20 protein-coding genes are annotated in these 20403 nt (G+C 73.2%); 9 read left to right on the top strand and 11 right to left on the bottom strand.

Going from position 1 to position 20403, the window contains the following annotated elements:
• The 6 genes from ACWCPY_RS03290 to ACWCPY_RS03265 form a co-directional block, all read right to left on the bottom strand.
• Positions 1 to 1074 carry a PHP domain-containing protein gene (locus tag ACWCPY_RS03290; protein WP_451262606.1) on the bottom strand — a complete coding sequence of 358 codons (1074 nt, stop codon included), beginning with the start codon at positions 1072 to 1074 and terminating at the stop codon, positions 1 to 3.
• Positions 1075 to 1166: 92 nt separating this feature from the next.
• Positions 1167 to 1943, bottom strand: coding sequence for a maleylpyruvate isomerase family mycothiol-dependent enzyme (locus tag ACWCPY_RS03285; RefSeq protein ID WP_451262605.1), 777 nt, complete (start codon positions 1941 to 1943; stop codon positions 1167 to 1169).
• A 40-nt stretch (positions 1944 to 1983) separates the two neighbouring features.
• Positions 1984 to 2535, bottom strand: a complete 552-nt coding sequence (locus tag ACWCPY_RS03280) for a hypothetical protein (protein ID WP_451262815.1) — start codon at positions 2533 to 2535, stop codon at positions 1984 to 1986.
• Between the two features lie 152 nt (positions 2536 to 2687).
• Positions 2688 to 3761, bottom strand: a complete 1074-nt coding sequence (locus tag ACWCPY_RS03275; RefSeq protein ID WP_451262603.1) for a prenyltransferase — start codon at positions 3759 to 3761, stop codon at positions 2688 to 2690.
• Positions 3758 to 4513 carry a class I SAM-dependent methyltransferase gene (locus tag ACWCPY_RS03270; protein WP_451262602.1) on the bottom strand — a complete coding sequence of 252 codons (756 nt, stop codon included), beginning with the start codon at positions 4511 to 4513 and terminating at the stop codon, positions 3758 to 3760. Before ACWCPY_RS03270 ends, ACWCPY_RS03275 begins: the two co-directional genes overlap by 4 nt.
• A 61-nt stretch (positions 4514 to 4574) precedes the next feature.
• A complete protein-coding gene (locus ACWCPY_RS03265; RefSeq protein WP_451262600.1) occupies positions 4575 to 5906 on the bottom strand; it encodes a glycosyltransferase family 4 protein in 1332 nt (443 codons plus the stop codon).
• A 230-nt stretch (positions 5907 to 6136) separates the two neighbouring features.
• Here ACWCPY_RS03265 and ACWCPY_RS03260 point away from each other — a divergent pair, with 230 nt between their 5' ends.
• From ACWCPY_RS03260 to ACWCPY_RS03225, 8 genes are all read left to right on the top strand, one after another.
• Complete coding sequence (locus ACWCPY_RS03260) at positions 6137 to 6748, top strand: TetR family transcriptional regulator (protein ID WP_451262599.1); 612 nt, start codon at positions 6137 to 6139, stop codon at positions 6746 to 6748.
• Between the two features lie 115 nt (positions 6749 to 6863).
• The gene (locus tag ACWCPY_RS03255; RefSeq protein ID WP_451262598.1) at positions 6864 to 7214 is read left to right on the top strand and encodes a DUF4190 domain-containing protein; all 351 of its coding nucleotides are present in this window, start codon (positions 6864 to 6866) and stop codon (positions 7212 to 7214) included.
• 211 nt (positions 7215 to 7425) lie between these two features.
• Positions 7426 to 8667: a substrate-binding domain-containing protein gene (locus ACWCPY_RS03250; RefSeq protein WP_451262597.1), complete on the top strand. Its 1242-nt coding sequence runs from the start codon at positions 7426 to 7428 to the stop codon at positions 8665 to 8667.
• A gap of 3 nt (positions 8668 to 8670) precedes the next feature.
• Complete coding sequence (locus ACWCPY_RS03245) at positions 8671 to 9462, top strand: ABC transporter ATP-binding protein (RefSeq protein ID WP_451262596.1); 792 nt, start codon at positions 8671 to 8673, stop codon at positions 9460 to 9462.
• Complete coding sequence (locus ACWCPY_RS03240; protein WP_451262595.1) at positions 9459 to 10205, top strand: ABC transporter ATP-binding protein; 747 nt, start codon at positions 9459 to 9461, stop codon at positions 10203 to 10205. Before ACWCPY_RS03245 ends, ACWCPY_RS03240 begins: the two co-directional genes overlap by 4 nt.
• Positions 10205 to 11092 carry a branched-chain amino acid ABC transporter permease gene (locus ACWCPY_RS03235; protein ID WP_451262594.1) on the top strand — a complete coding sequence of 296 codons (888 nt, stop codon included), beginning with the start codon at positions 10205 to 10207 and terminating at the stop codon, positions 11090 to 11092. The genes ACWCPY_RS03240 and ACWCPY_RS03235 overlap by 1 nt, the downstream gene beginning before the upstream one ends.
• On the top strand, positions 11089 to 12243 hold the full coding sequence (locus ACWCPY_RS03230) for a branched-chain amino acid ABC transporter permease (RefSeq protein ID WP_451262593.1): 1155 nt from the start codon (positions 11089 to 11091) through the stop codon (positions 12241 to 12243). Before ACWCPY_RS03235 ends, ACWCPY_RS03230 begins: the two co-directional genes overlap by 4 nt.
• Entirely contained in the window at positions 12240 to 13124 is an 885-nt protein-coding gene (locus ACWCPY_RS03225; protein WP_451262592.1) for an alpha/beta hydrolase, read from the top strand. The genes ACWCPY_RS03230 and ACWCPY_RS03225 overlap by 4 nt, the downstream gene beginning before the upstream one ends.
• A 34-nt stretch (positions 13125 to 13158) precedes the next feature.
• Here ACWCPY_RS03225 and ACWCPY_RS03220 read toward each other — a convergent pair whose 3' ends face one another.
• The 3 genes from ACWCPY_RS03220 to ACWCPY_RS03210 all read right to left on the bottom strand — a co-directional run bounded on the left by ACWCPY_RS03220 (position 13159) and on the right by ACWCPY_RS03210 (position 17067).
• The gene (locus ACWCPY_RS03220) at positions 13159 to 15135 is read right to left on the bottom strand and encodes a helix-turn-helix domain-containing protein (RefSeq protein WP_451262591.1); all 1977 of its coding nucleotides are present in this window, start codon (positions 15133 to 15135) and stop codon (positions 13159 to 13161) included.
• A 30-nt stretch (positions 15136 to 15165) separates the two neighbouring features.
• Positions 15166 to 15972, bottom strand: coding sequence for a 3-hydroxybutyrate dehydrogenase (locus tag ACWCPY_RS03215; protein ID WP_451262590.1), 807 nt, complete (start codon positions 15970 to 15972; stop codon positions 15166 to 15168).
• Between the two features lie 108 nt (positions 15973 to 16080).
• Positions 16081 to 17067 carry an aldo/keto reductase gene (locus ACWCPY_RS03210; protein ID WP_451262589.1) on the bottom strand — a complete coding sequence of 329 codons (987 nt, stop codon included), beginning with the start codon at positions 17065 to 17067 and terminating at the stop codon, positions 16081 to 16083.
• 226 nt (positions 17068 to 17293) lie between these two features.
• Here ACWCPY_RS03210 and ACWCPY_RS03205 point away from each other — a divergent pair, with 226 nt between their 5' ends.
• Complete coding sequence (locus tag ACWCPY_RS03205) at positions 17294 to 18763, top strand: extracellular catalytic domain type 1 short-chain-length polyhydroxyalkanoate depolymerase (RefSeq protein ID WP_451262588.1); 1470 nt, start codon at positions 17294 to 17296, stop codon at positions 18761 to 18763.
• Between the two features lie 34 nt (positions 18764 to 18797).
• Here the strand turns inward: ACWCPY_RS03205 and ACWCPY_RS03200 are convergent, their stop codons facing one another.
• Both ACWCPY_RS03200 and ureG read right to left on the bottom strand, forming a co-directional pair.
• Positions 18798 to 19739 carry an urease accessory protein UreD gene (locus ACWCPY_RS03200; protein WP_451262587.1) on the bottom strand — a complete coding sequence of 314 codons (942 nt, stop codon included), beginning with the start codon at positions 19737 to 19739 and terminating at the stop codon, positions 18798 to 18800.
• Entirely contained in the window at positions 19736 to 20377 is a 642-nt protein-coding gene (gene ureG, locus ACWCPY_RS03195; RefSeq protein ID WP_451262814.1) for an urease accessory protein UreG, read from the bottom strand. The genes ACWCPY_RS03200 and ureG overlap by 4 nt, the downstream gene beginning before the upstream one ends.
• Positions 20378 to 20403 lie beyond the last annotated feature (26 nt).

Raw genomic sequence — 20403 nt, 5'->3', positions numbered from 1 at the left:
TCACCGCTCCTGTCCCGGGGCCCTGCCGACGGCCCCGTCCGCCCCGGAGCGGGCCCGCTCCGGGGTCGTGCCCGCGTGCGACCAGGCCAGGAGCCGCTCGGCCGGCCAGGTGGTGACGACGCGTTCCGCCGGGACCCGGCACTCCTCGGCGCGGGCGCAGCCGCGGATCTGCCAGTCCAGCTGTCCGGGTGCGTGGGCGTCGGTGTCGATGGCGAAGAGGGTGCCCGCCGCGACGGCGCGGCTCAGCAGGCGCCGGGGCGGGTCGAGCCGTTCCGGCCGGCTGTTGATCTCCACCGCGGTACCGGCCTCGGCGCACGCGGCGAAGACCTCGTCCGCGTCGAAGCGGGACTCCGGGCGCTTGCGCTCCGCGATCAGCCGCCCCGTGCAGTGCCCGAGGATGTTCGCCCGCGGATGGCGGACGGCCGTGACCAGGCGCCTGGTCATCGGGGCCGGGGCCGTCCTCAGCCCGGAGTGGACGGAGACCACCACGACGTCCAGCCGCTCCAGCAGCTCGTCCTCCTGGTCGAGGGAGCCGTCGGGGAGGATGTCGCACTCGATGCCGGTGAGCAGCCGGAACGGCGCCCACCGCTCGTTGAGTCCGGCGACCGCGTCCAGCTGCCGGCGCAGCCGGTCCGGGGAGAGGCCGTTCGCCACGGTCAGCCGGGGCGAGTGGTCGGTGAGGGCCGCCCACTCGTGGCCCAGCTCCGCGGCCGTGCGGCCCATCTCCTCGACGGGGCTGCCGCCGTCCGACCAGTCGGAGTGCAGATGGCAGTCTCCGCGCTGGAGGGCGAGGAGGCGCTCGCCGCCCTCGGCGGGGCAGGCGGCGGCCTCCTCCAGGCGTTCCAGATAGCCGGGCACCTCCCCGGCCACCGCCTCCCGGACGACCTGCGCGGTCTTCGGCCCGATGCCCTTGACCGCCTCCAGCGAACCGGCCGCCACGCGCCGGGCGACCTCGCCGTCCGGCATGGCGGCCACCGCGTCGGCGGCGGTGCGGAACGCGTGCACACGGAAGGTGTCGGCCCTGCCGCGTTCGAGCAGGAAGGCGATCCGTTCCAGGGCGCGGACGGGCTCCATCGGCACCTCCACGGGGCCGCCGGACACTACGAGCTCTCCCCTCCAGCTTCGCTCAGCCCGGCCCGGCCCGCACAACGGCACCGGGTGTCCGCTCAGCCGAACACGGCGCGCTCCAGCCAGAAGTCCAGCAGCTCCGCGTCACCCAGTACCTCGACCCGGTCGCTGTCCGGCGCCAGACGCCGGTTGAAGACCAGCATGACGTCGGTGAGCGGGCCGCGCAGCGCCACGGTCGCCTTCTCGTGGCCGTGGCTCCAGGTGAAGCCGTCCTCGCCGAACTCGATCAGCCACTCGGCGTCCGGCGCGTCCGTGGCGTGCAGATGGATGGAGCTCCCGGCCCCGGTCAGCCCGGCGGCCCGCTTGTCGCCCGCGGCCCGCGCGAAGGCGACGATCTCCAGCCACTCCTCGATCGTGTCGGCGGCCAGCTCCGGCGCCACCTCGTACCCGGTGCCTGCGGTGAGCGCCGCGTCCGCGTGGTGGACGATCGTCTCGTGCACCATCCGGCGCGCCCAGAAGCCCGTGCCCCGCTCCCACGCCCACGACCACACGTCCTCGTCCGGTCCGGCGGCCCGCAGCGCCTCGGTGGTCAGCGCGGCGCCCTCCTCCAGCCAGGCGTCGAGCGCGGCCGGGTCGTCGCTCCCGGGGGCGTCCCCCGGCACCTGATCGAACGGGAGCGCCTCGGTGGCGCGGGTCCGTACGATCTCGCCGACCCAGCGGTGGGCCCTGCCCACGTGGAGAGCCAGTTCGCGCAGGGTCCAGTCGGGGCAGGTGGGGACGGTGGCACCGAGGTCCGCGCCACGGATCGTGGCCCTCAACGCGTCGGTGCGGGCGATGATCTCGTCACAGTAACGGTCATGGGTGAGTCGGCTCATACCACGCACCCTAGTTCGATCATGAGCCGAACCCCAGCGATTACCCGCCGAGTTGGGAGGCGCTGGGCACCTTGTCCTTCACCTCTGCGCCCGCGCTGCTGCCGGCCGACTTGATGCCGTTGATCACGCTCTCGAAGGCGCCGATGTCGCCCGAACCCGCCTCGCCCTTGCGGAGCTTGTCGCCGAGTCCCTTGAGCGATTCGATGCCCGCCGTCAGTGGCGCGACCGCCTTGGACAGCAGTGGGTCGCCCTTGGCGTTGGCCACCGCCGCCTTCAGCCGGTTGTAGGTGAAGCCGCCCGCGAGCCCGGCCTTGACCAGGGCGAACGTCCGCCCGTCCGCACCCTTCTTGAACTTGCCCGCCCGGTACGGCTTCACGATCCACTGGTACGTCGCACCGGCGGCGAGCCCGGCGTTGGCGACGAACCGCGTCTTGGCGAATTTCTGCGCCTCGGCCGACGACGTACCGCTCGGGGACGCCGAGCTGCTCGCGCTGTTGCCGTCACCCCCGCCGCACCCGGTGGCACCCACCACCAGGGCGCAGCACAGCAGCAGCGGGGCGAGCGGACGGCAAAGCGGTGCGGAACCGGTCACGGCGGATCTGGGCACGGCGGGCCTCCCTGGCCGGACGTCGGGCGGTCTCTGCGGAGAGTGGCGATCCTTGCCACTCCCGGTAAGGTTCGCCCGGCCCGGGACGGCGTGCCACTCGGGAAACGCCGTCCGGGTCCGCTGCCGCCGTCCGGCTGCTAACGGCAGCAGTCCGGCTCCAGCCCGTGCGGCAGGTGTTCGCCGCCGAAGACCGCGGTGGTCGCCTCGTCGCCGCCGAGCGCGGCCACGGCGAGCAGCAGCGATCCGGCCGTCCAGGTGGTGAGTTCCTGGGGCCAGAACGCCCGGTCGCCCTCGAAGACGTACCCGGTCCAGTACATGCCGCCCTCGGCGCGCAGGTGCTGGATGGACTGGAGGATCTCCAGTGCCCGGTCGGACTCGCCCATCACCCAGAGCGCCAGGGCGAGTTCGCAGCTCTCGCCGCCGGTCACCCACGGGTTGGGCAGCACGCAGCGCACCCCGAGGCCGGGGACCACGAAGCGGTCCCAGCCCTCCTCGATCCGCTCCTTGGCGGCCGTTCCGGTGAGCGCGCCGCCGAGGACCGGGTAGTACCAGTCCATCGAGTAGCGGCTCTTGTCCAGGAAGCGTTCCGGGTGCTTGCGGATCGCGTGGCTCAGCGCGCCCGTCGCCAGCTCCCAGTCGGGCTGCGGCTCCTCGCGCCGTTCCGCGATGGCGAGCGCGCAGCGCAGCGCCTGGTGGATGGAGGAGCAGCCGGTCAGCAGCGCGTCGTCGACGGGTGTTCCGTCGGCCTCGCGCTTCCAGCCGATCTGACCGCCGGGCCGCTGCAGCCGCAGCACGAACTCGACGGCGGCGTAGACGGTCGGCCACATCCGGTCGACGAAGGCGTCGTCGCCGGTGGCGAGGTAGTGGTGCCAGACGCCGACCGCCACGTACGCGCAGAAGTTGGTCTCCAGCGAGCGGTCGGTCGGCCGGTCCGGGTCCCCGTCGTGGTACGCGGCGTACCAGGAGCCGTCCTCGTTCTGGTGGCGGGCCAGCCAGTCGTACGCGCGTTCCGCGGCGGCGTGCTCGCCCGCCGCGTCGAGGGCCATGGCGGCCTCGATGTGGTCCCACGGGTCGAGGTGGTGGCCGCGGAACCAGGGCAGGGCGCCGTCCTCGCGCTGCACGGCGAGGAGGGCGGCGACGGTCTCGGCGGCCTGCTCGGCGGTGAGGACTCCGGGCAGTACGAGGTGTTCGGTCTGCTCGGGAACGGTCACGCCTCGGCCTTGGTGAGGTCCTCGGCGGCGGCCACGGGCAGGTGCGGCTTGGTCGCGTACGCCACGAAGCTCTTGCCGACGACCGGGTTCAGCAGCTGCTCGGCGACCCGGGTGGCCATCGGCTTCTTCATGATGTCCCAGACCAGCAGCTTGTGGTACGCGCGGACCGGCAGTGCCTTGTCGTTGTCGACGCCGAAGGCGCACTTGAGCCACCAGTAGGGCGAGTGCAGGGCGTGGGCGTGGTGGGTGCCGTACGGCTTGAGGCCGGCGCCGCGGATCCTGGCGAGCAGTTCGTCGGCCTTGTAGATGCGGATGTGGCCGCCCTCGACCTCGTGGTAGGCGTCGGAGAGCGTCCAGCAGACCTTCTCGGGACCGTAGCGCGGCACGGTGATCGCGATCCGGCCGCCGGGCCTGAGGACCCGGACCATCTCGGCGAGGACGCCCTTGTCGTCGGGGATGTGCTCCATGACCTCGGAGATGATCACGACGTCGAAGGACTCGTCGGGGAACGGCAGGTTGAGCGCGTCGCCCTCCATCGCGGTGGCGGTGGCGCCCTCGGGGGCCTCGCCGGCCTCCTTCATCGCGGCGAACCACTTCGCGACCTCGCGGATCTCCTCGCCGTTCCGGTCGAGGGCCACGACCTGGGCGCCGCGCCGGTAGCACTCGAAGGCGTGGCGTCCGGCGCCGCAGCCCAGGTCGAGCACTCGGTCACCTGCGGCGAGCGGGAAGCGGGTGAAGTCCACGGTCAGCACGAATGCCTGCTTTCGCGGTCGAGGGGTCAGGGGGCGGGGACGACGGGAACGGGGTGCGGGGTCAACGACGGCTGCCCGGGCGCGTGGCGCCGGACCGGGCGGCGATCGCCTCGCGGTAGAGGGCGGCGGTGCCGATGGCGGCCTGCTTCCAGGTGAAGCGGGAGAGCACCCGCTCGCGGCCCGCGGCGCCGAGCCGGGCGCGCAGCTCCGGGTCGCCGAGCAGCCGCGCGAGGGCGTCGGCCAGTGCTCCGGCGTCGGCGGGCGGGACGGCCAGACAGGTCTCGCCGTCCGGGCCCGCGACCTCGGGGATCGCGCCACCGGTGGTGGCGACCAGCGGGGTGCCGGTGGCCATGGCCTCGGCGGCGGGCAGCGAGAAGCCCTCGTACAGCGAGGGGACGCAGGCGATCTGGGCGCCGCGCACCAGGTCGACGAGCTCGGCGTCGCTGATGCCCCTGACGAACTCGACGGCGCCCTGGAGTCCGTGCCGCTCGATGGCCTGGGCGACCGGTCCGTCCTCGGCCCGCTTGCCGACGACCACGAGGTGCGCGTCCGGGTTCCCGGCGCGGAGCTTGGCGAGTGCGTCGACGAGGTGGACGAGGCCCTTGAGCGGTACGTCGGCGCTGGAGGTGGTGACGATCCTGCCGGGCACCTCGGCGACCGACGGGTCCGGCGACCAGAGGTCGGTGTCCGCGCCGATGTGCACGACGTGGATACGGTCCCGGCGCACCCCGAGGTGTTCCACGATCTCCTGCTGGGAGGAGCCGGAGACGGTGAGCACCGACGGCAGCCGGCGCGCGACCCGCTTCTGCATGCGGGTGAAGCCGTACCAGCGGCGCACGGAGGCGCGCCTGCGGCGGCTCTCGGCGGCGTCCAGGTCCAACTGCCGGTCGACGGTGATGGGGTGGTGGATCGTGGTGACGAGCGGGGCGCCGAGGTCCGCCAACAGCCCGTATCCGAGGGTCTGGTTGTCGTGGATGACGTCGAACTCGCCGCGCCGGGCGGCGAGATGGCGCCGGGCGCGCAGGCTGAAGGTGAGCGGTTCCGGGAAGCCGCCGGTCCACATGGTGGCGACCTCGGCGGCATCGATCCAGTCCCGGTACTCGCCGCGCTTCGGGGTGCGGAACGGGTCGGGCTGGCGGTAGAGGTCCAGGCTCGGCAGTTCGGTGAGCGGGACGCCCTCGTCGAGCACCGGATAGGGCTGGGCGCCGATCACCTCGACGCTGTGGCCGAGCCGGGCGAGCTCGCGGGCGAGGTGGCGTACGTAGACGCCCTGGCCGCCGCAGAAAGGATTTCCCTTGTAGGTGAGGAGTGCGATGCGCAACGGACGGTCGCCGGCGCTGCCGGACGGGTCGCCGCCCGTGCGGGGGCCCGACTCTATGGCCTCAGCGGTCACACTCGGCCCCCTTCTCCCTGCGTGTTCGCCGGAGCGTAACCGCTCACGCTAATCTAGAACAAGTTTCAGACTGGATCGTTCAATGAGCTACGAATCTACCGGCAGGTAGCGTCGGTGCAACGGCCGGATCAGGTGATTCGCACCACCACCGGGCACGCTGGCATGCTGTGCGCCCGCGGGGGACCGAGCGCCTCCCGCCGGTCGCGGACAGAAGCCATGGATGGGGACACATGACAGCGGAAGCCAAGCCGGCATCGCCGCCCCTGACCGAACGGCAGGAGGCCCGTCGCCGCCGCATCCTGCACGCCAGCGCCCAGCTCGCCGGCCGGGGCGGCTTCGAGGCGGTGCAGATGCGCGAGGTCGCGGAGGAGGCCGGGGTCGCCCTGGGCACGCTGTACCGCTACTTCCCGTCCAAGATCCATCTGCTGGTCGCGACCATGCAGGACCAGCTCCAGCACATGCACACGACGCTGCACAAGCACCCCCCGGCCGGCCAGGACCCGGCGCAGCGGGTCGCCGACACCCTGATGCGGGCGTTCCGCGCGCTCCAGCGCGAGCCGCATCTGGCGGACGCGATGGTGCGGGCGCTGACCTTCGCGGACCGCAGCGTCAGCCCGGAGGTGGACACCGTCTCGCGGATCACGACGGCGATCATCCTGGACGCGATGGGGCTGGAGCATCCGACGCCGGAGCAGCTGTCCGCGGTCCGGGTCATCGAGCACACCTGGCACTCGGCACTGATCACCTGGCTGTCGGGGCGGGCATCGATCGCCCAGGTGAAGATCGACATCGATACCGTGTGCCGGCTGATCGACGTGACGAAGCCCACGGAAGCCCCTTAGCACACCCGAACCCTGTTTCGTGGCGTTTTCATCACACTCCTCTCACCGTTCTGACCGGAAGGGCCACAAGCCGCTCTTTACCATGGTCATGACCAGTACCGATCGAGAGGAAGACATGGCTGACCAGTCAGGCATCGCAGGCGGCGCCAACGGGACGCAGGCCCCGGGCGGACCGGGATACGGCACCCAGCCGCCGGCCGGCTACGGCTACCCCGGTGGTGCCCCGCTGCCCAGCGGCAAGGCCACCGCCTCGATGGTTCTCGGCATCCTCGGCCTGTTGCTGATCCCGATCATCCTGCCGATCATCGCGCTGTGCCTCGGCATCTCGGCCAAGCGCATGGCCGACCGCGGCCAGGGCGGCGGTCGCGGCCAGGCGGTCGCCGGCATCGTGATGGGCAGCGTCGGCATCGCCTTCGCCGTGCTGGGCATCATCGTGGCCACGGTCCAGGGCATCACCGCGATGTGACGGGCCACCGCCCACGGCGCACGCGCCGAGCGCCGGGCCGCGCCGAAGGAACCGTACGATCCGGTTCCCCGGCGCGGCTTTCGCATTCCGGGCCATGTGCGGCCCCCACACGCGCACCGCGCCAGGTGGGGTGTCCTGCACCATGTCGACGGCTCCACAGTGTTCATACGGTTCGGCGACATCACATGAACACGCCGAGGAGCCGGTCACCATGCGTCGCAGAGCCACGGGCACCGTCCGTCACCGCAGATCCCTCTCCACCGCCGCCGTGCTGACCGCCGCCGGTCTCGTGCTGGCCGGGTGCACCGCCGCCGGGAAGGCCGGCGGGAGCGACTCCGGCGGGGACTCGAAGGACCGAACCGTCAAGGTCGGTCTGGTGTACTCCCGGACCGGGCTCCTGGCGGACTACGGGAAGCAGTACCGCGACGGGTTCATGGCGGGCCTGGACCACGCCACGAAGGGCACCCGCGAGGTGGCCGGGCACCGTATCGAGGTCACCGAGCAGGACGACGCGGGCGACCCGGGCAAGGCGGTCTCCGCCGCCAAGAACCTGATCGGCAAGGGCTACAAGGTGCTGGCCGGCACCACCGATTCCGGCGTGGCGCTCCAGATGGCACCGCTCGCCGCCCAGAACAAGGTGCTCTACATCAGCGGCCCGGCCGCCACCGACGCGGTGACCGGCATCAACGACTACACCTTCCGGTCGGGCCGGCAGTCCTACCAGGACATCCTCACCGCCGGGACGATGCTCGGCGACGCCAAGGGCAAGAAGGTCACGGTGCTGGCCCAGGACTCCACCTTCGGCCAGGCCAACGTCGCCGCCGTGAAGGCCGTCCTCGGTGCCGGCGGCGCGAAGGTCGGCTCCGTACTGGCTCCGCCCAGCGCCACGGACCTCACCCCGTTCGCCCGGCAGGTGAAGGCGGGCGGGCCCGATCTGGTCTTCGTCGCCTGGGCCGGCTCGACCGCGCCGGCGCTGTGGACCGCGCTGGACCAGCAGGGCGTGCTGGAGGCGGGCAAGGTCGTCACGGGGCTCGCCGGAACGGCCTCGTACCCGGTCTTCGGCGACGCCGGGTCCAAGGTGTCGTTCCTGGCGCACTACTTCCCGGGCGCGGGCGGCGGCAACGCCGTGGAGAAGTCCATGCTCGACTCGGTCACCAAGGCCGGCGGCACCCCGGACCTGTTCACCCCCGACGGCTTCACCGCCGCGCAGATGGTGGTGCGCGCGATCGAGAAGGGCGGCGCCACCGACACCGCCGCCATGGTGAAGGCCCTGGAGGGCTGGAGCTTCGACGGGGTGAAGGGCAAGGAGCAGGTCCGGGCCGAGGACCACGCCCTGGTGCAGCCGATGTTCGTCGCGAAGCTCAAGGGGAAGGGCGCGGGAGCCCGGCCGGAGCTGGTGACCACCGCGCCGATGGCCGAGGTGGCACCGCCCGCGAAGCCCTCGGCGGGCTGACCGGTGGCCGCACCGGACACCACCGCACGGCGCACGGCCGGGACACGGGGCACCGCCCCGGTGCTCCAGCTGACCGGTCTCGGCTGGGGCGTCGGCGGGGCGACGATCGTCGAGGACGTCACGTTCGGCGTCCACGAGGGCGAGTTCCTGGCCTTCATCGGCCCCAACGGGGCGGGCAAGACCTCGCTGTTCAACCTGATCAGCGGGCTGACCACGGCCACCTCCGGCACCATCGCGCTGGACGGCACGGACATGACGGCCGACCCCGCGCACGCACGGGCACGGCGTGGCATCGGCCGCACCTTCCAGACGTCCAGCCTCTGGCCGGCGATGAGCGTGGCCGACCACGTCCGGCTGGCCGCCCAGGCGGCCCGGGGCGGCTCCTACCGGCTGTGGCGGCGGGCGTCCCGGTACACCGCCGAGGTGGACGGCGTACTGGAACGCACCGGTCTCGGCCACCGGGCACGGGCGACGGCGGCCGAACTGTCGCACGGCGAGAAGCGGAAGCTGGAGCTCGCGGTGCTGCTGGTGGGCGAGCCGCGCCTCATGCTGCTCGACGAGCCGATGGCCGGGGTCAGTGCGGAGGAGGTCCCCGCGCTGACCGAACTGATCCGCACCCTGCACCGGGAGGAGGGCCGCACCGTCCTGATGGTCGAGCACCACATGGACGTCCTGCTGGGGCTGGCGGACCGGCTCGCCGTGATGCACCACGGAAGGCTGCTGGCGCTGGACACCCCCGGGGCAGTGACCGCCGACCCGACCGTCCAGCAGGCCTATCTCGGGGAGGGACTGTGACGACCGGGCCCCTGCTCGCCGTACGGGACCTGCGGGTCCTGATCGGCGGCCGGCACATCCTGCACGGCGTCGACCTGGACGTCGCGCGGCACGGCGTGACCGCGCTCCTCGGCCGCAACGGCGCCGGGAAGACCACGACCGTGCGCGGTGTGCTCGGCCTCGTCCCGCGCACCGGCAGCGTACGGCTGGACGGCGAGGAGACCGTGGCAATGCCCACCCACACCGTGGTGCGGCGGGGCATCGGGTACGCGCCCGAGGACCGCGGCGTCTTCGCCGGGCTGACCGTCGCGGAGAACCTGCGGCTGGCCGAGCGGCGCGGCGCGGACGGGCCCGCGTACGGACTCGTCCATGAGGTGTTCCCCGAACTGAAGCTCCGGGAGCGGCAGTTGGCGGGGACGCTGTCCGGCGGACAGCAGCAGATGGTGGCGATCGGCCGCACTCTACTCAACGGCAACCGGCTGATCATCGCCGACGAACCCACCAAGGGCCTGGCGCCCAAGGTGGTCACCGAGGTCGCCCAGGTGCTGGAGCGGGCGGCCGAGGCGGTGCCGGTGCTGCTCGTGGAACAGAACCTCGCCGTCGTACGGCGCCTGGCAGAGCACTGCGCGGTGCTCGCCGACGGCCGGACGGCCCACCGGGGACCGGCCGCCGAACTGCTGGGCGACGCGGAGACGGCACGGCGACTGCTGGGTGTCGGACACGGCCCGGCCACCCGAGCACCTTCCGTGGAGGCGGATTCCTGATGTCCACCGTTGTTCTGCTCACCATGACCGGACTCGGTCTGGGAGCCCTCTACTTCCTGATCGCGTCGGGACTCTCGCTGATCTTCGGCCTGATGGACGTGCTGAACTTCGCGCACGGGGCGCTGCTGTCCATCGGCGCGTACGGCACCTGGTGGGCGGCGTCCGGCCATCTGCCCGGCGCCGGTCCGGGCGGGGCGGGCTTCGTCCTCGCGGTCCTGTTCGGGACGGCGGTGGGCACCGCGGCCGCCGTGCTGCTGGAACTCGCCGTCGTCCGCCCGCTCTACACCCGGCCGCGCGAGCAGGTGCTCGCCACGGTCGGGGTGGGGCTCGCCGTCCCGGCCCTGCTGTCGGGCATCTGGGGTTCGGACGCCCGTACCTTCCCGGGCCCGAAGGCGCTGTCCGGCACCTTCGGCCTGTTCGGTGCCCAGGTGCCGGTCAACCGGCTGGTGCTGGTCGCCGCGGCGCTCGTCGTGCTCATGGCGCTGCGGCTCTTCCTGGGCCGCACCCGGCACGGTCTGGTCGTGCGGGCCGGGGTCGAGGACCGGGCGATGGTCACCGCTCTCGGCATCGACGTGCGGAAGGCCTTCACGCTCGTCTTCGCGATCGGCGGCTGCGTGGCCGCGCTCGGCGGGGCGCTCGGGGGCCTGTACTTCGGCTCGGTCGACCCGCGCCAGGGCACCTCGCTGCTGATCTTCGCGTTCGTCGTGGTGGTCACCGGGGGCATGGGGTCGGTGAGCGGCGCCGCCGTGGCGTCCGTCGTCATCGGCCTGGTCCAGCAGTTCGCCAACTACTACACCGCAGCGGGCCTCGGCGACCTGGCCGTCGTCGTCCTGCTCGCCGCGCTGCTGCTCGTACGGCCGCGCGGACTGACCGGGAGGCTCGCGTGAGCACCGCCACCGAGACACACCACCGCACCGGCGAGGACCGCACTGCCGCGCGGGCCCCCGGGAACACCGCCCGGCTGCTGCGCCGCTGGTGGCCCGCCGCCGCCCTGCTGGTCCTGGCCCTCGCCCCCTTCAGCGCACTGCCGCTGCCGGGGCTCCTGGACGGTCCGCTGGGCAGCCCGGGGAGTCTGCAACTCCTCGCCACCTGCCTGCTGTTCGGCGCGCTGGCGACCGGCTACGACCTGCTGCTCGGCCGCACCGGACTGCTCTCCTTCGGGCATGCGCTGTACTTCGCGGCGGGCAGCTACGCCACGAACACCTTCCTGCTGGAGGCGGGCCTCCCGTTCGCCGTGTCCGCGCTGCTCGGCGTCTGCTGCGGGATCGTGCTCGCGCTGGTCCTGGGGTCGGTGAGCCTGCGGGTCACCGGCATCGGCTTCTCCATGGTGACGCTGGCCTTCGCCCAGGCCGGGTCGATCCTGGTCTCCCGCGACCCCGGCGGTCTGACCGGCGGCGAGGAGGGCCGGGCCGCCCCCGCCGAGCTGCTGCCGTCCGGGCTGGTGGGCATCGGGAACACCGCGAACCTCTACTGGCTGGCCCTCGCCTACCTCGTCCTGACCCTCGCCGTCGTCCACCGGGCGGTCAACTCCCCCACCGGGCGCGTCTGGGAGGGCATCAAGGAGAACGAACGCCGGGTGGAGGTGCTGGGGCTGAAGCCGTACGGGTTCAAGCTCACCGCCTTCGTCCTGGCGGGCGCCCTGGCCGCGCTGGGCGGTCTGGTGCACCTGCTGCTCACCGGCGGCTCGACCCCGCAGACCACCACCTCCGACTTCACGCTGTCGCTGCTGGTGATGGTGGTGCTGGGCGGATCCGGCACCCGGTGGGGGCCGATGGCCGGCGGCATCCTCTACACCTGGGCCGATCACCGGCTCGGCGATCTGGCCGGCTCGGGCGCGGTCGCCGAACTGCCCGCGGTGCTGCGGGTGCCGCTCTCCCAGCCGCTGTTCCTGCTCGGTGTGCTGTTCGTGGCCGTGGTACACCTGCTCCCCGGCGGCCTGGCCCGGCTGCCCTCCCGGCTGGCCGCGGCACGCCGTGGACCGGCCGGCCCCGGAACGCCCGCGCAGAGCAAGTCCCGGAAGGAGAACGGACGCCCGTGATCGCCTACGAAGAGGTACGAGTCCCCGTGACCGGGGGCGAGCTGACGGTGCTGCGGTGGCCGGCCGGGGAGCCCGGGGCGCCGGTCGTCCTCGCCCTGCACGGCATCACCGCCAACGCACTGTCCTGGGGTCCGGTGGCGAGGCTGCTGGACGGACGCGTCACCCTGGTCGCACCGGATCTGCGTGGCCGGGCCGGGAGTTCGGCGCTGCCCGGCCCGTACGGGATCGCGGCGCACGCCGACGACGCCGCCGCCGTGGCCGCGGCGCTGGGACCGGGCCGGGTGGTGCTGGCGGGCCATTCGATGGGCGCGTTCGTGGCGGCGCTGGCCGCCGTGCGCCACCCGGAGCGGTTCGGGCCGCTGCTGCTGGTCGACGGCGGCATCGGCTTCCCCGCCCCCACGCACCTGTCCCCGGACGAGCTGATGACCGCCGTGATCGGCCCGGCGATGGACCGGCTGTCGATGACCTTCGCCGACCGGGCCGCGTACCGCTCGTTCTGGCAGGCGCACCCCGCGTTCGCGGATTCCTGGTCGGACGAGGTGGACGCGTACATCCAGCGCGACCTGACCGGGGACGAGCCCGCCATGCGCTCCACCTGCCGGATCGAGGCGGTGCGCACCGACGGCATCGGCCTCTTCGACGAGGAGGTGCTGACGGCGGTACGGAAGCTGCCCGTCCCGGCGACGCTGCTGTGGGCGCAGCGCGGCCTCATGGACGAGGAGCAGGGCCTGTACGACGAGGCCCGGCTGGCGGCGGCGGATCTCGGGGGGACCCGGGTGACGCCGGTGGCGGTCCGGGACGTCAACCACTACACGGTGCTGACGGGGGACGCGGGCGGCAAGGAGATCGCGCGCCGGCTGGTGGACCTGTCCGGCGTCTGAGCACTCGCTGCCGCCCGGGGCGGCCGGAGCGCCCTCACCGGTCCCGGCCGCCCGTCAGCAGATGCAGTCGCAGGGCGAGTTGCAGCTCCAGCGCGCGGCCCGGTTCGTTCCAGTCGCGGCCCAGCAGCACCTGCACCCGGTCCAGCCGCTGCACCACCGTGTTGACGTGCACGTGGAGTTCGTCCTTGGCGCGGACGAGGCTGCCGCCGGACCCGAAGTAGGCGCCGAGGGTGCGCACCAGGTGGGTGCCGCGCTGCGCGTCGTACTCCAGCAGCGGCCCGAGCGTCGCCGAGACGAAGCCGTCGACGTCCTGGGCGTTGCCCAGGACCACGCCCAGGAAGCCGAGTTCCTCGACACAGGCCCCTTCCCCGGTGCGCCCGAGGACCCGCATCGCGCGCAGGCAGCGGGCGGCCTCCCCGTACGCGGCGGCCAGTTCCCGGGCACCGCGCGCCGGGCCGGTGGCGGCGACGGTGACGGGGGTCTGGGCGAGCCGGCCGAGCTGGGCCGCGGCCGTGCGCGCCACTTCGCCCGCGGCCGGTCCGTGGTCACCGGCCGCCACCAGCAGCACCACGGTCCCGGCGTGTTCCGCGCTCACCCCGTGGATGTCGCCGCCGAACAGATAGCGCACCGCGGCGGGGGCCAGCCGCTCCCGGGGTCCGCCCTCGGCGACCAGCAGCAGATGCGGTCGGTCCAGGTCGATGCCCAGGCGCCGGCCGCGTTCGGTGAGCCCGGCCGGGTCGCGGTCCACGTCGGTCAGCAGATCGGTGATCAGCTCGCCGCGTATCCGGTTCTCGGTCTCGGCCACGGTGCGCCGCAGCAGCAGAAGCAGTCCGGTGACCACCGAGGCCCGCTCGAACAGCCGCCGGTCGGAGTCGTCGAGCTGTCCGCGCCGGTGCAGGACCAGTCCGGCCAGGAGTTCCTGCCCGGCGAGGACCGCGCAGATCCACCGGCCGTCGCGGTGCACGGCGCGGGCGCCGGTACGGGATTCCTCGGCGGTCTCGGCCAGCCACCCGGCGTCCATGCTGTCGGCGGCGAAGTCCGTGCCGTCGGGCCGGACGGCCGCCAGGGGCCGTCCGCCCGGGTCATGGATGGTCAGCGGGGAGTCCAGCAGTCCGGCGACCGCCGCCGCGACATCCGTGACGTCCCGGCCGCGCAGCACCAGATCGGTCAGCCGGTCGTGGGACTCCTCGGCCCGCCGCATCGCCGCCGAGTGCGCCCGTACCGCCGCGTTCGCCTCCGCCAGCTCGGCGTTGGCCCCGGCCAGTTCGTCCAGTGCGGAGCGGGTGTCGGCGAGCGCGCGGGCGGTGTCGATGGCGATCGCGGCGTGCGCGGCGAGCGAGCAGAGCAGCGCGACCTCGTCGGGGCTGAAGACGCGGGCCGCGCGGTCGGCGGCGAAGAGGACGCCGATGACCTTTCCGGTGCCGCCGCGGCTGGAGCCGAGCAGCAGCGGTACGCCCAGGATGGCGACGAGCCCCTCGTCCAGCACCCCGGCGTTGATGTTGCGGGTGTGGTGGAAGCGGTCGTCGGTGCGGTAGTCGGGGGTCGCGTACGGGCGTGCGGTCTGCGCCACCAGGCCGCCCAGCCCGTGGCCGAGCTCCAGCCGCAGCCGCTGGAAGACCACCGACACCGATCCGTCGGTGACCCGCATGTAGGTGTCCCCCGCCTCCTCGTCGGGGAGGGTGAGATACGCCGTGTCCGTACCGAGCAGCATCCTGGCCCGGCGGACGATCGCCTTGAGCACCTCGTCCAGGTCGCGCGAGGCGGCCAGGTCGCCCGCGGTGTCGAAGAGCGCGGTGAGCTGGAGCTCGCGGCGGCGGTGCTGGCGCAGGGCGCCCCTGATCCGCAGCGCGGTGGCGGTGGCCCGCTCCACCTCCGCCAGATCGCCCGCGGGCACCCCGGCGGCACGGGCCTGCGAGGAGACGGCGCCCAGCGCCTCGGCGGGGGCGTCGTCGGCCAGCAGGTCGAGCAGGCGCCGCAGATGGGGCGCGGCGGAGGCGGACGGTTCAGACATGGGCGGGCCGGCAATCGTAGGGGGCGGGGATCAATTGGCGGTCCAGCCGCCGTCCATGGAGAGCGAGGTCCCGGTGATGTGCCCGGTGCGCGGCCCGCAGAGCCACAGCACGGCCTCGGCGACGTCACCGGGCTCGATCAGCCGCTTGATCGCGCTGCGTTCCAGCATGACCCGGCCCACCACCTCCTCCTCGGAGATGCCGTGCGTACGGGCCTGGTCCGCGATCTGGTTCTCGACCAGCGGGGTGCGTACGTAGCCGGGGCAGACGCAGTTGCTCGTCACCCCGTGCCCCGCCGCTTCGAGCGCCACCACCTTGCTGAGCCCCTCCAGTGCGTGCTTGGCCGTCACATAGGCCGATTTGTAGGGGCTGGCCCGCAGTCCGTGCACGGACGAGATGTTGACCACGCGCCCCCAGCCGCGTTCGTACATGCCCGGAAGGGTCCGGCGCAAGATGCGGAACGGGGTCTCCACCATGACGCGCTGGATGAGCGCGAAGCGCTCCGGCGGGAATTCGTGCACGGGCGCGACGTGCTGGAGCCCGGCGTTGTTGACCACGATGTCCGCGCCGTCGGGCAGGGTGTCCACCGCGTCGGGATCGGAGAGGTCGACCACCCACGCCGTCCCGCCGATCCCTTCCGCCAGGCTCTTCGCGGCTTCGGCGGCCTTGTCCACCACGTGCACATGGGCGCCGGCCGCCGCCAGGGCCTGGGCGCAGGCCCGCCCGATCCCGCTCGCGGCGCCGGTCACCAGGGCGGTGCGCCCGGCGAGCTGCGGGTTCGCGGGCGGCGGGACGGTGAGCGGGGCGGGCCCGGGGTCCGGGCGCTGAGGAGTCTCCATGGCCGTCACCGTAAGGAGGCCGGGGCCCCCGTCACACGGGGCCGGTGCACACACCGTCGTACCCCGGCATGGTGACGGCCCACATGGTGCGGGTCCGGCGGCGGGCCGTCAGTGTGCCGCGTCGAGTGCCGCCCGCTGCTCCGCGGTCAGCTCCAGGTCCACCGCGGCCAGACTCTCGTCCAGCTGCGCCACCGAGGAGGCGCCGACCAGCGGGACGAACGGGATCTCGCCGCCGATGAGCCAGGCGAGGACCACCTGGTTGACGGTCGCGCCGGTCTCCTGCGCGACCGCCCGCAGCGCGGCCTGCCGGGCGGGCGTGCCCGGGTGGTCGAACTCCGGTCCCAGCGGCTTGTCCGCACGGACGTAGGCCCCGGCCAGCAGCGGGGAGTAGGCCACCGGGACGAGTTCCGGCTCGGCCCGCAGATAGCTCAGCAGGTCCCCGGAGGTCACACCCTCCTGGCCGTCGGGCGAACGCCAGCTGGGCTGGTCCGTGCGGCGGCGCAGATAGCTGTGGTGGTACTGGAGCACCTCGTAGCCCGGCACCCCGGCGTCCGCCGCGATCCTGCGGGCGCGGTCCACCTGCCATGCCCAGTGGTTGCTCACCCCGAGCAGTCCGACGGTGCCCTCGGTGACCAGCTCCCCGAAGGCCCCGACGGTCTCCTCCAGGGGGACGTCCCGGTCCTGGACGTGTGCGTACAGCAGGTCCAGCTTCTCCACGCCGAGGCGTTCGAGGCTGCGTTCCGCGGACTCCCGGACCACCCCGGCGGAGAGGCCCACGATGCCCTTGGTGAAGTCGGTGGCGGGGACGTTGGGCCGGGCTCCGAGCTTGGTGGCGATGACGATCCCGTCGCCGACGCCCCGGCTGCGGCGCCAGCGGCCGAGCAACGCCTCGCTCTCCCCGCCCCGGGTGCCGTTGACCCAGAACGCGTAGTTGTCGGAGGTGTCGATGAAGGTGCCGCCCGCCTCCGCGTACCGGTCGAGGATCGCGAAGGAGGTCGCCTCGTCGGTGAGCGTGCCCATCAGCATGGCGCCGAGGCTGAGCACACTCACCTTCCGGCGGGTGGCGGGGTTGGTGCCGATGGTGCGGTAACGCACGGCGGGTCCTCTCCCGATAGCCCGTCTCGGTGCGGGCGTCGAGCGGGAGTCTGCTCCTTGGAGTGCACTTCATGGCAAGCGGACGCAACGGCCGGGCCGCACACAGCCGGGTCAGGGGTGTGTCCGCCGGGCCCATGGGCGGGCACGTCCCCGCCTCCTAGGGTCCGCCCCACAGCTCGTGCCCGCACCGCCGGAACGGCCCCGCTCCCCCACCCAGGAGGCACCCGTGCGCCCATCGATCCTGCGACGTCTGCTGCGGCGCGTCGCCTCCGCGGCCGCGCTCGCGCTCGTCGCGGCGACACTGAGCACGGCCGCCGCCGCGCAGCCGGCCGCGGCCGCCGGCGGTCTGCAGCAGGTCACCGGTTTCGGCTCGAACCCCGGCAACCTCCAGATGTACGAGTACGCCCCGGCCGGCCTGCCCGCGAACGCGCCGCTGGTCGTCGCCCTGCACGGCTGCACCCAGACCGCGAACGACTACTACACGTCCTCGGGCTGGCCGAAGTACGCCGATCTGTGGGGCTTCGCCGTGGTCTTCCCGCAGACCACGGCCGCCAACAACGCGCTGTCCTGCTTCGGCTGGTTCGATCCGGCCGAGGACAGCAGGGGCAGGGGCGAGGCCGCCTCGATCGTGCAGATGGTGGAGTACGCGAAGCAGCGGTACGGCTCGGACGGCCGCCGGGTGTACGTCACCGGCCTCTCGGCGGGCGGCGGCATGACGGCCGATCTGCTGGCCGCGTACCCGGACGTGTTCGCGGGCGGCTCCGTGGCCTCGGGGCTGCCCGCCCAGTGCGCGACGAGCCAGGCGGGCGCGTCGGGCTGCCAGACCGGGCCGCAGAAGCTGACGCCCGCGCAGTGGGGCGACAAGGTGCGCGGCGCCTATCCCGGGTACTCGGGCCCCTGGCCCCGGGTGGCGATCTGGCAGGGCACCGCCGACTACACCGTGTACCCCGCCAACGCCACGGCCCTGCGCGACCAGTGGACGGACGTCTGGGGCATCGGCCAGACCCCGTCGGCCACCGACAGCCTCCCCGGCGGCACGACGCGCAGTGTGTACGACGACGCCTCCGGCGATCCCGCGGTGGTGACGTACTCCGTCTCCGGGATGGGCCACGGTCTGCCCGTGAGCCCCGGCTCGGGCACCGATCAGTGCGGGGCGACGGCCGCCTACTTCCTGAGCACCATCTGCTCGACGTACCACACCGGGGTCTTCTGGGGCCTGGACCAGGGCGTTCCCGGCGGCGGTGGGCAGCTTCCGGCCCCGTCCGGCCTGCGGGTCACGGGCGTCACGGCGGACAGTGTCTCGCTGTCCTGGGACACGGTCGCGGGCGCGGGCTCGTACGCGGTGCACCGCGACGGCGTGAAGGTCGCCGCCACCGCCTCCCCCTCGTACACGGACCCGGGTCTCTCCGCCGGCACGGCGTACCGCTACACGGTGGCGGCGGTCGACGGGTCGGGCACGCCCGGCACCGCCTCGGCCCAGGTGACCGCGACCACGACCGGCGGCGCACCCGCGCGGTGCTTCACGGCGACCAACTACGCGCAGGTGGCGGCGGGCCGGGCCCGGACGGCGGGCGGTCATGTGTACGCCAACGGCTCGGACGAGAACATGGGCCTGTACAACGTCTTCGTCACCCACACCCTGAGGGAGTCGCCGTCCGGTTACTTCGTGATCGCGGACACCGGGTGCACGGCCTGAGCGGTGTCCGGCGCGGGTGTCCGGCCCGGCGCGGTCAGGTCTTGCGCAGGTCCGGGGCCGGGACGCCGATGAGCATCCGCCGCACCGCGTCCCACACGGCGCGCATCGCGCGGGTGAGGGCGGGCGGGTCGCTGCCGACGACCCGGACCCACGCCCCGCAGTCGTCGGGCAGGGTGCTCACCCCGAAGGCCAGGCCGGTCGGGGCGAGCGCCTCGTGGAGGGTGTCGGCGACCCGGTCCGCGGGGGCGAGCGGGGTGACCGCGTACAGGGTGGCCATCAGGTCGTGGTCCCCGAGGACGGCGGGTCCGGTGACCGGGCCCAAACCCTGCGGATCGAGACGGACGGTGTCCACGGCCAGGAGCGTCCCGTCGGGGCGCCGGATCTCCAGGTCGCTGAAGAGCATCCGGTAGGCGTGCCGTTCGCCGCGGGCCAGCCGTCCGGCCGCGATCGTCTCGCCCAGCAGCACGGTGGCGGTCGGGTCGACGGTCACCCGGGTGTGCTGGTAGAGGCGTGCGTCCCGGTAGGGGATCAGGGGGTCCGGCAGGTACTCGACGTAACTCCCCTCGCCGGCCGCGAGGTTGACGACCTGGGTCGCGTGGTCGAACTCCATCCGGTGCACCTTGGTGGCGGCCTGGGTGGTCAGGTGGACCGAGGTGCCGGGGCCGCAGTCGATGTCGATCCGGTTGCGGTCGGCCTGGATGATGCCACCGCCGGTGGACATCAGATAGGTCACCGGGAGGTCGGGGCGCGCCGGGTCGATGTACAGCGGGCGCATGATCTGCAGCGGTGACTTCTGGTACCGGTCGACGAGTTCGGTCCGCCCGCCGACCCGTACGTAGCGCAGTTCGAGCAGGCCGACCTTGCCGGGGCGCCCGGCGGCCAGGGTGTCCGGGGTCCCGGTGAGGTCGAGCATCCGGGCCGGTACCCGACGGGGTTCGTAGTGCGCGGGATCCAGCCGCGCGGGCGCCTCGGTCATGCGGAGGCCGTCTCCTGGGCGGCTTCGTGGGACAGCAGGAAGTCGGCGATGGTGCCGAGGCCCTCCCCGGTGAGCGAGTTGGTCAGCACCACCGGCCGGCCTTCCCGGACACGGTGGGCGTCCGACTCCATGACGCCGAGATCGCACCGGACGTAGGGGGCGATGTCCACCTTGTTGATGACGAGCAGTTCGGACTCGGTGATGCCGGGCCCCCGCTTGCGCGGCATCTTGTCGCCCTCGGCGGTGTCCAGTACGAAAAGGAAGAGGTCGACCAGCGCGGGGCTGAAGGTGAGGGTCAGATTGTCCCCGCCGCTCTCGAAGAGCAGGGTGTCCACCTCGGGGAAGCGCTCCAGGAGTTCGTCCGCGGCGGCCTGGTTCATCGTCGGGTCGTCGCGGACGGCGGTGTGCGGGCAGGCCCCGGTCTCCACGCCGACGATCCGGTCCGCGTCGAGGATCCCGGCCAGGGTGCGGCGCACATGCGCGGCGTCCTCGGTGGTGAAGATGTCGTTGGTGATGACGGCGGGGGTCCGGCCGCGCTCGATCAGCACCGGGACGAGCGCCTCGATCAGGGCGGTCTTGCCGGAGCCGACCGGGCCGGCGACACCGACGCGCAGCACGCCGTCCTTCGGCCGCCGCATCAGCTCGTCGTGGTCGTGGTGGTGGT

It is taken from the genome of Streptomyces sp. NPDC002403, from assembly GCF_053593015.1.
Note: the sequence above shows the minus strand (reverse complement) of the source record. Positions and strands in the feature narration are given on the sequence as shown.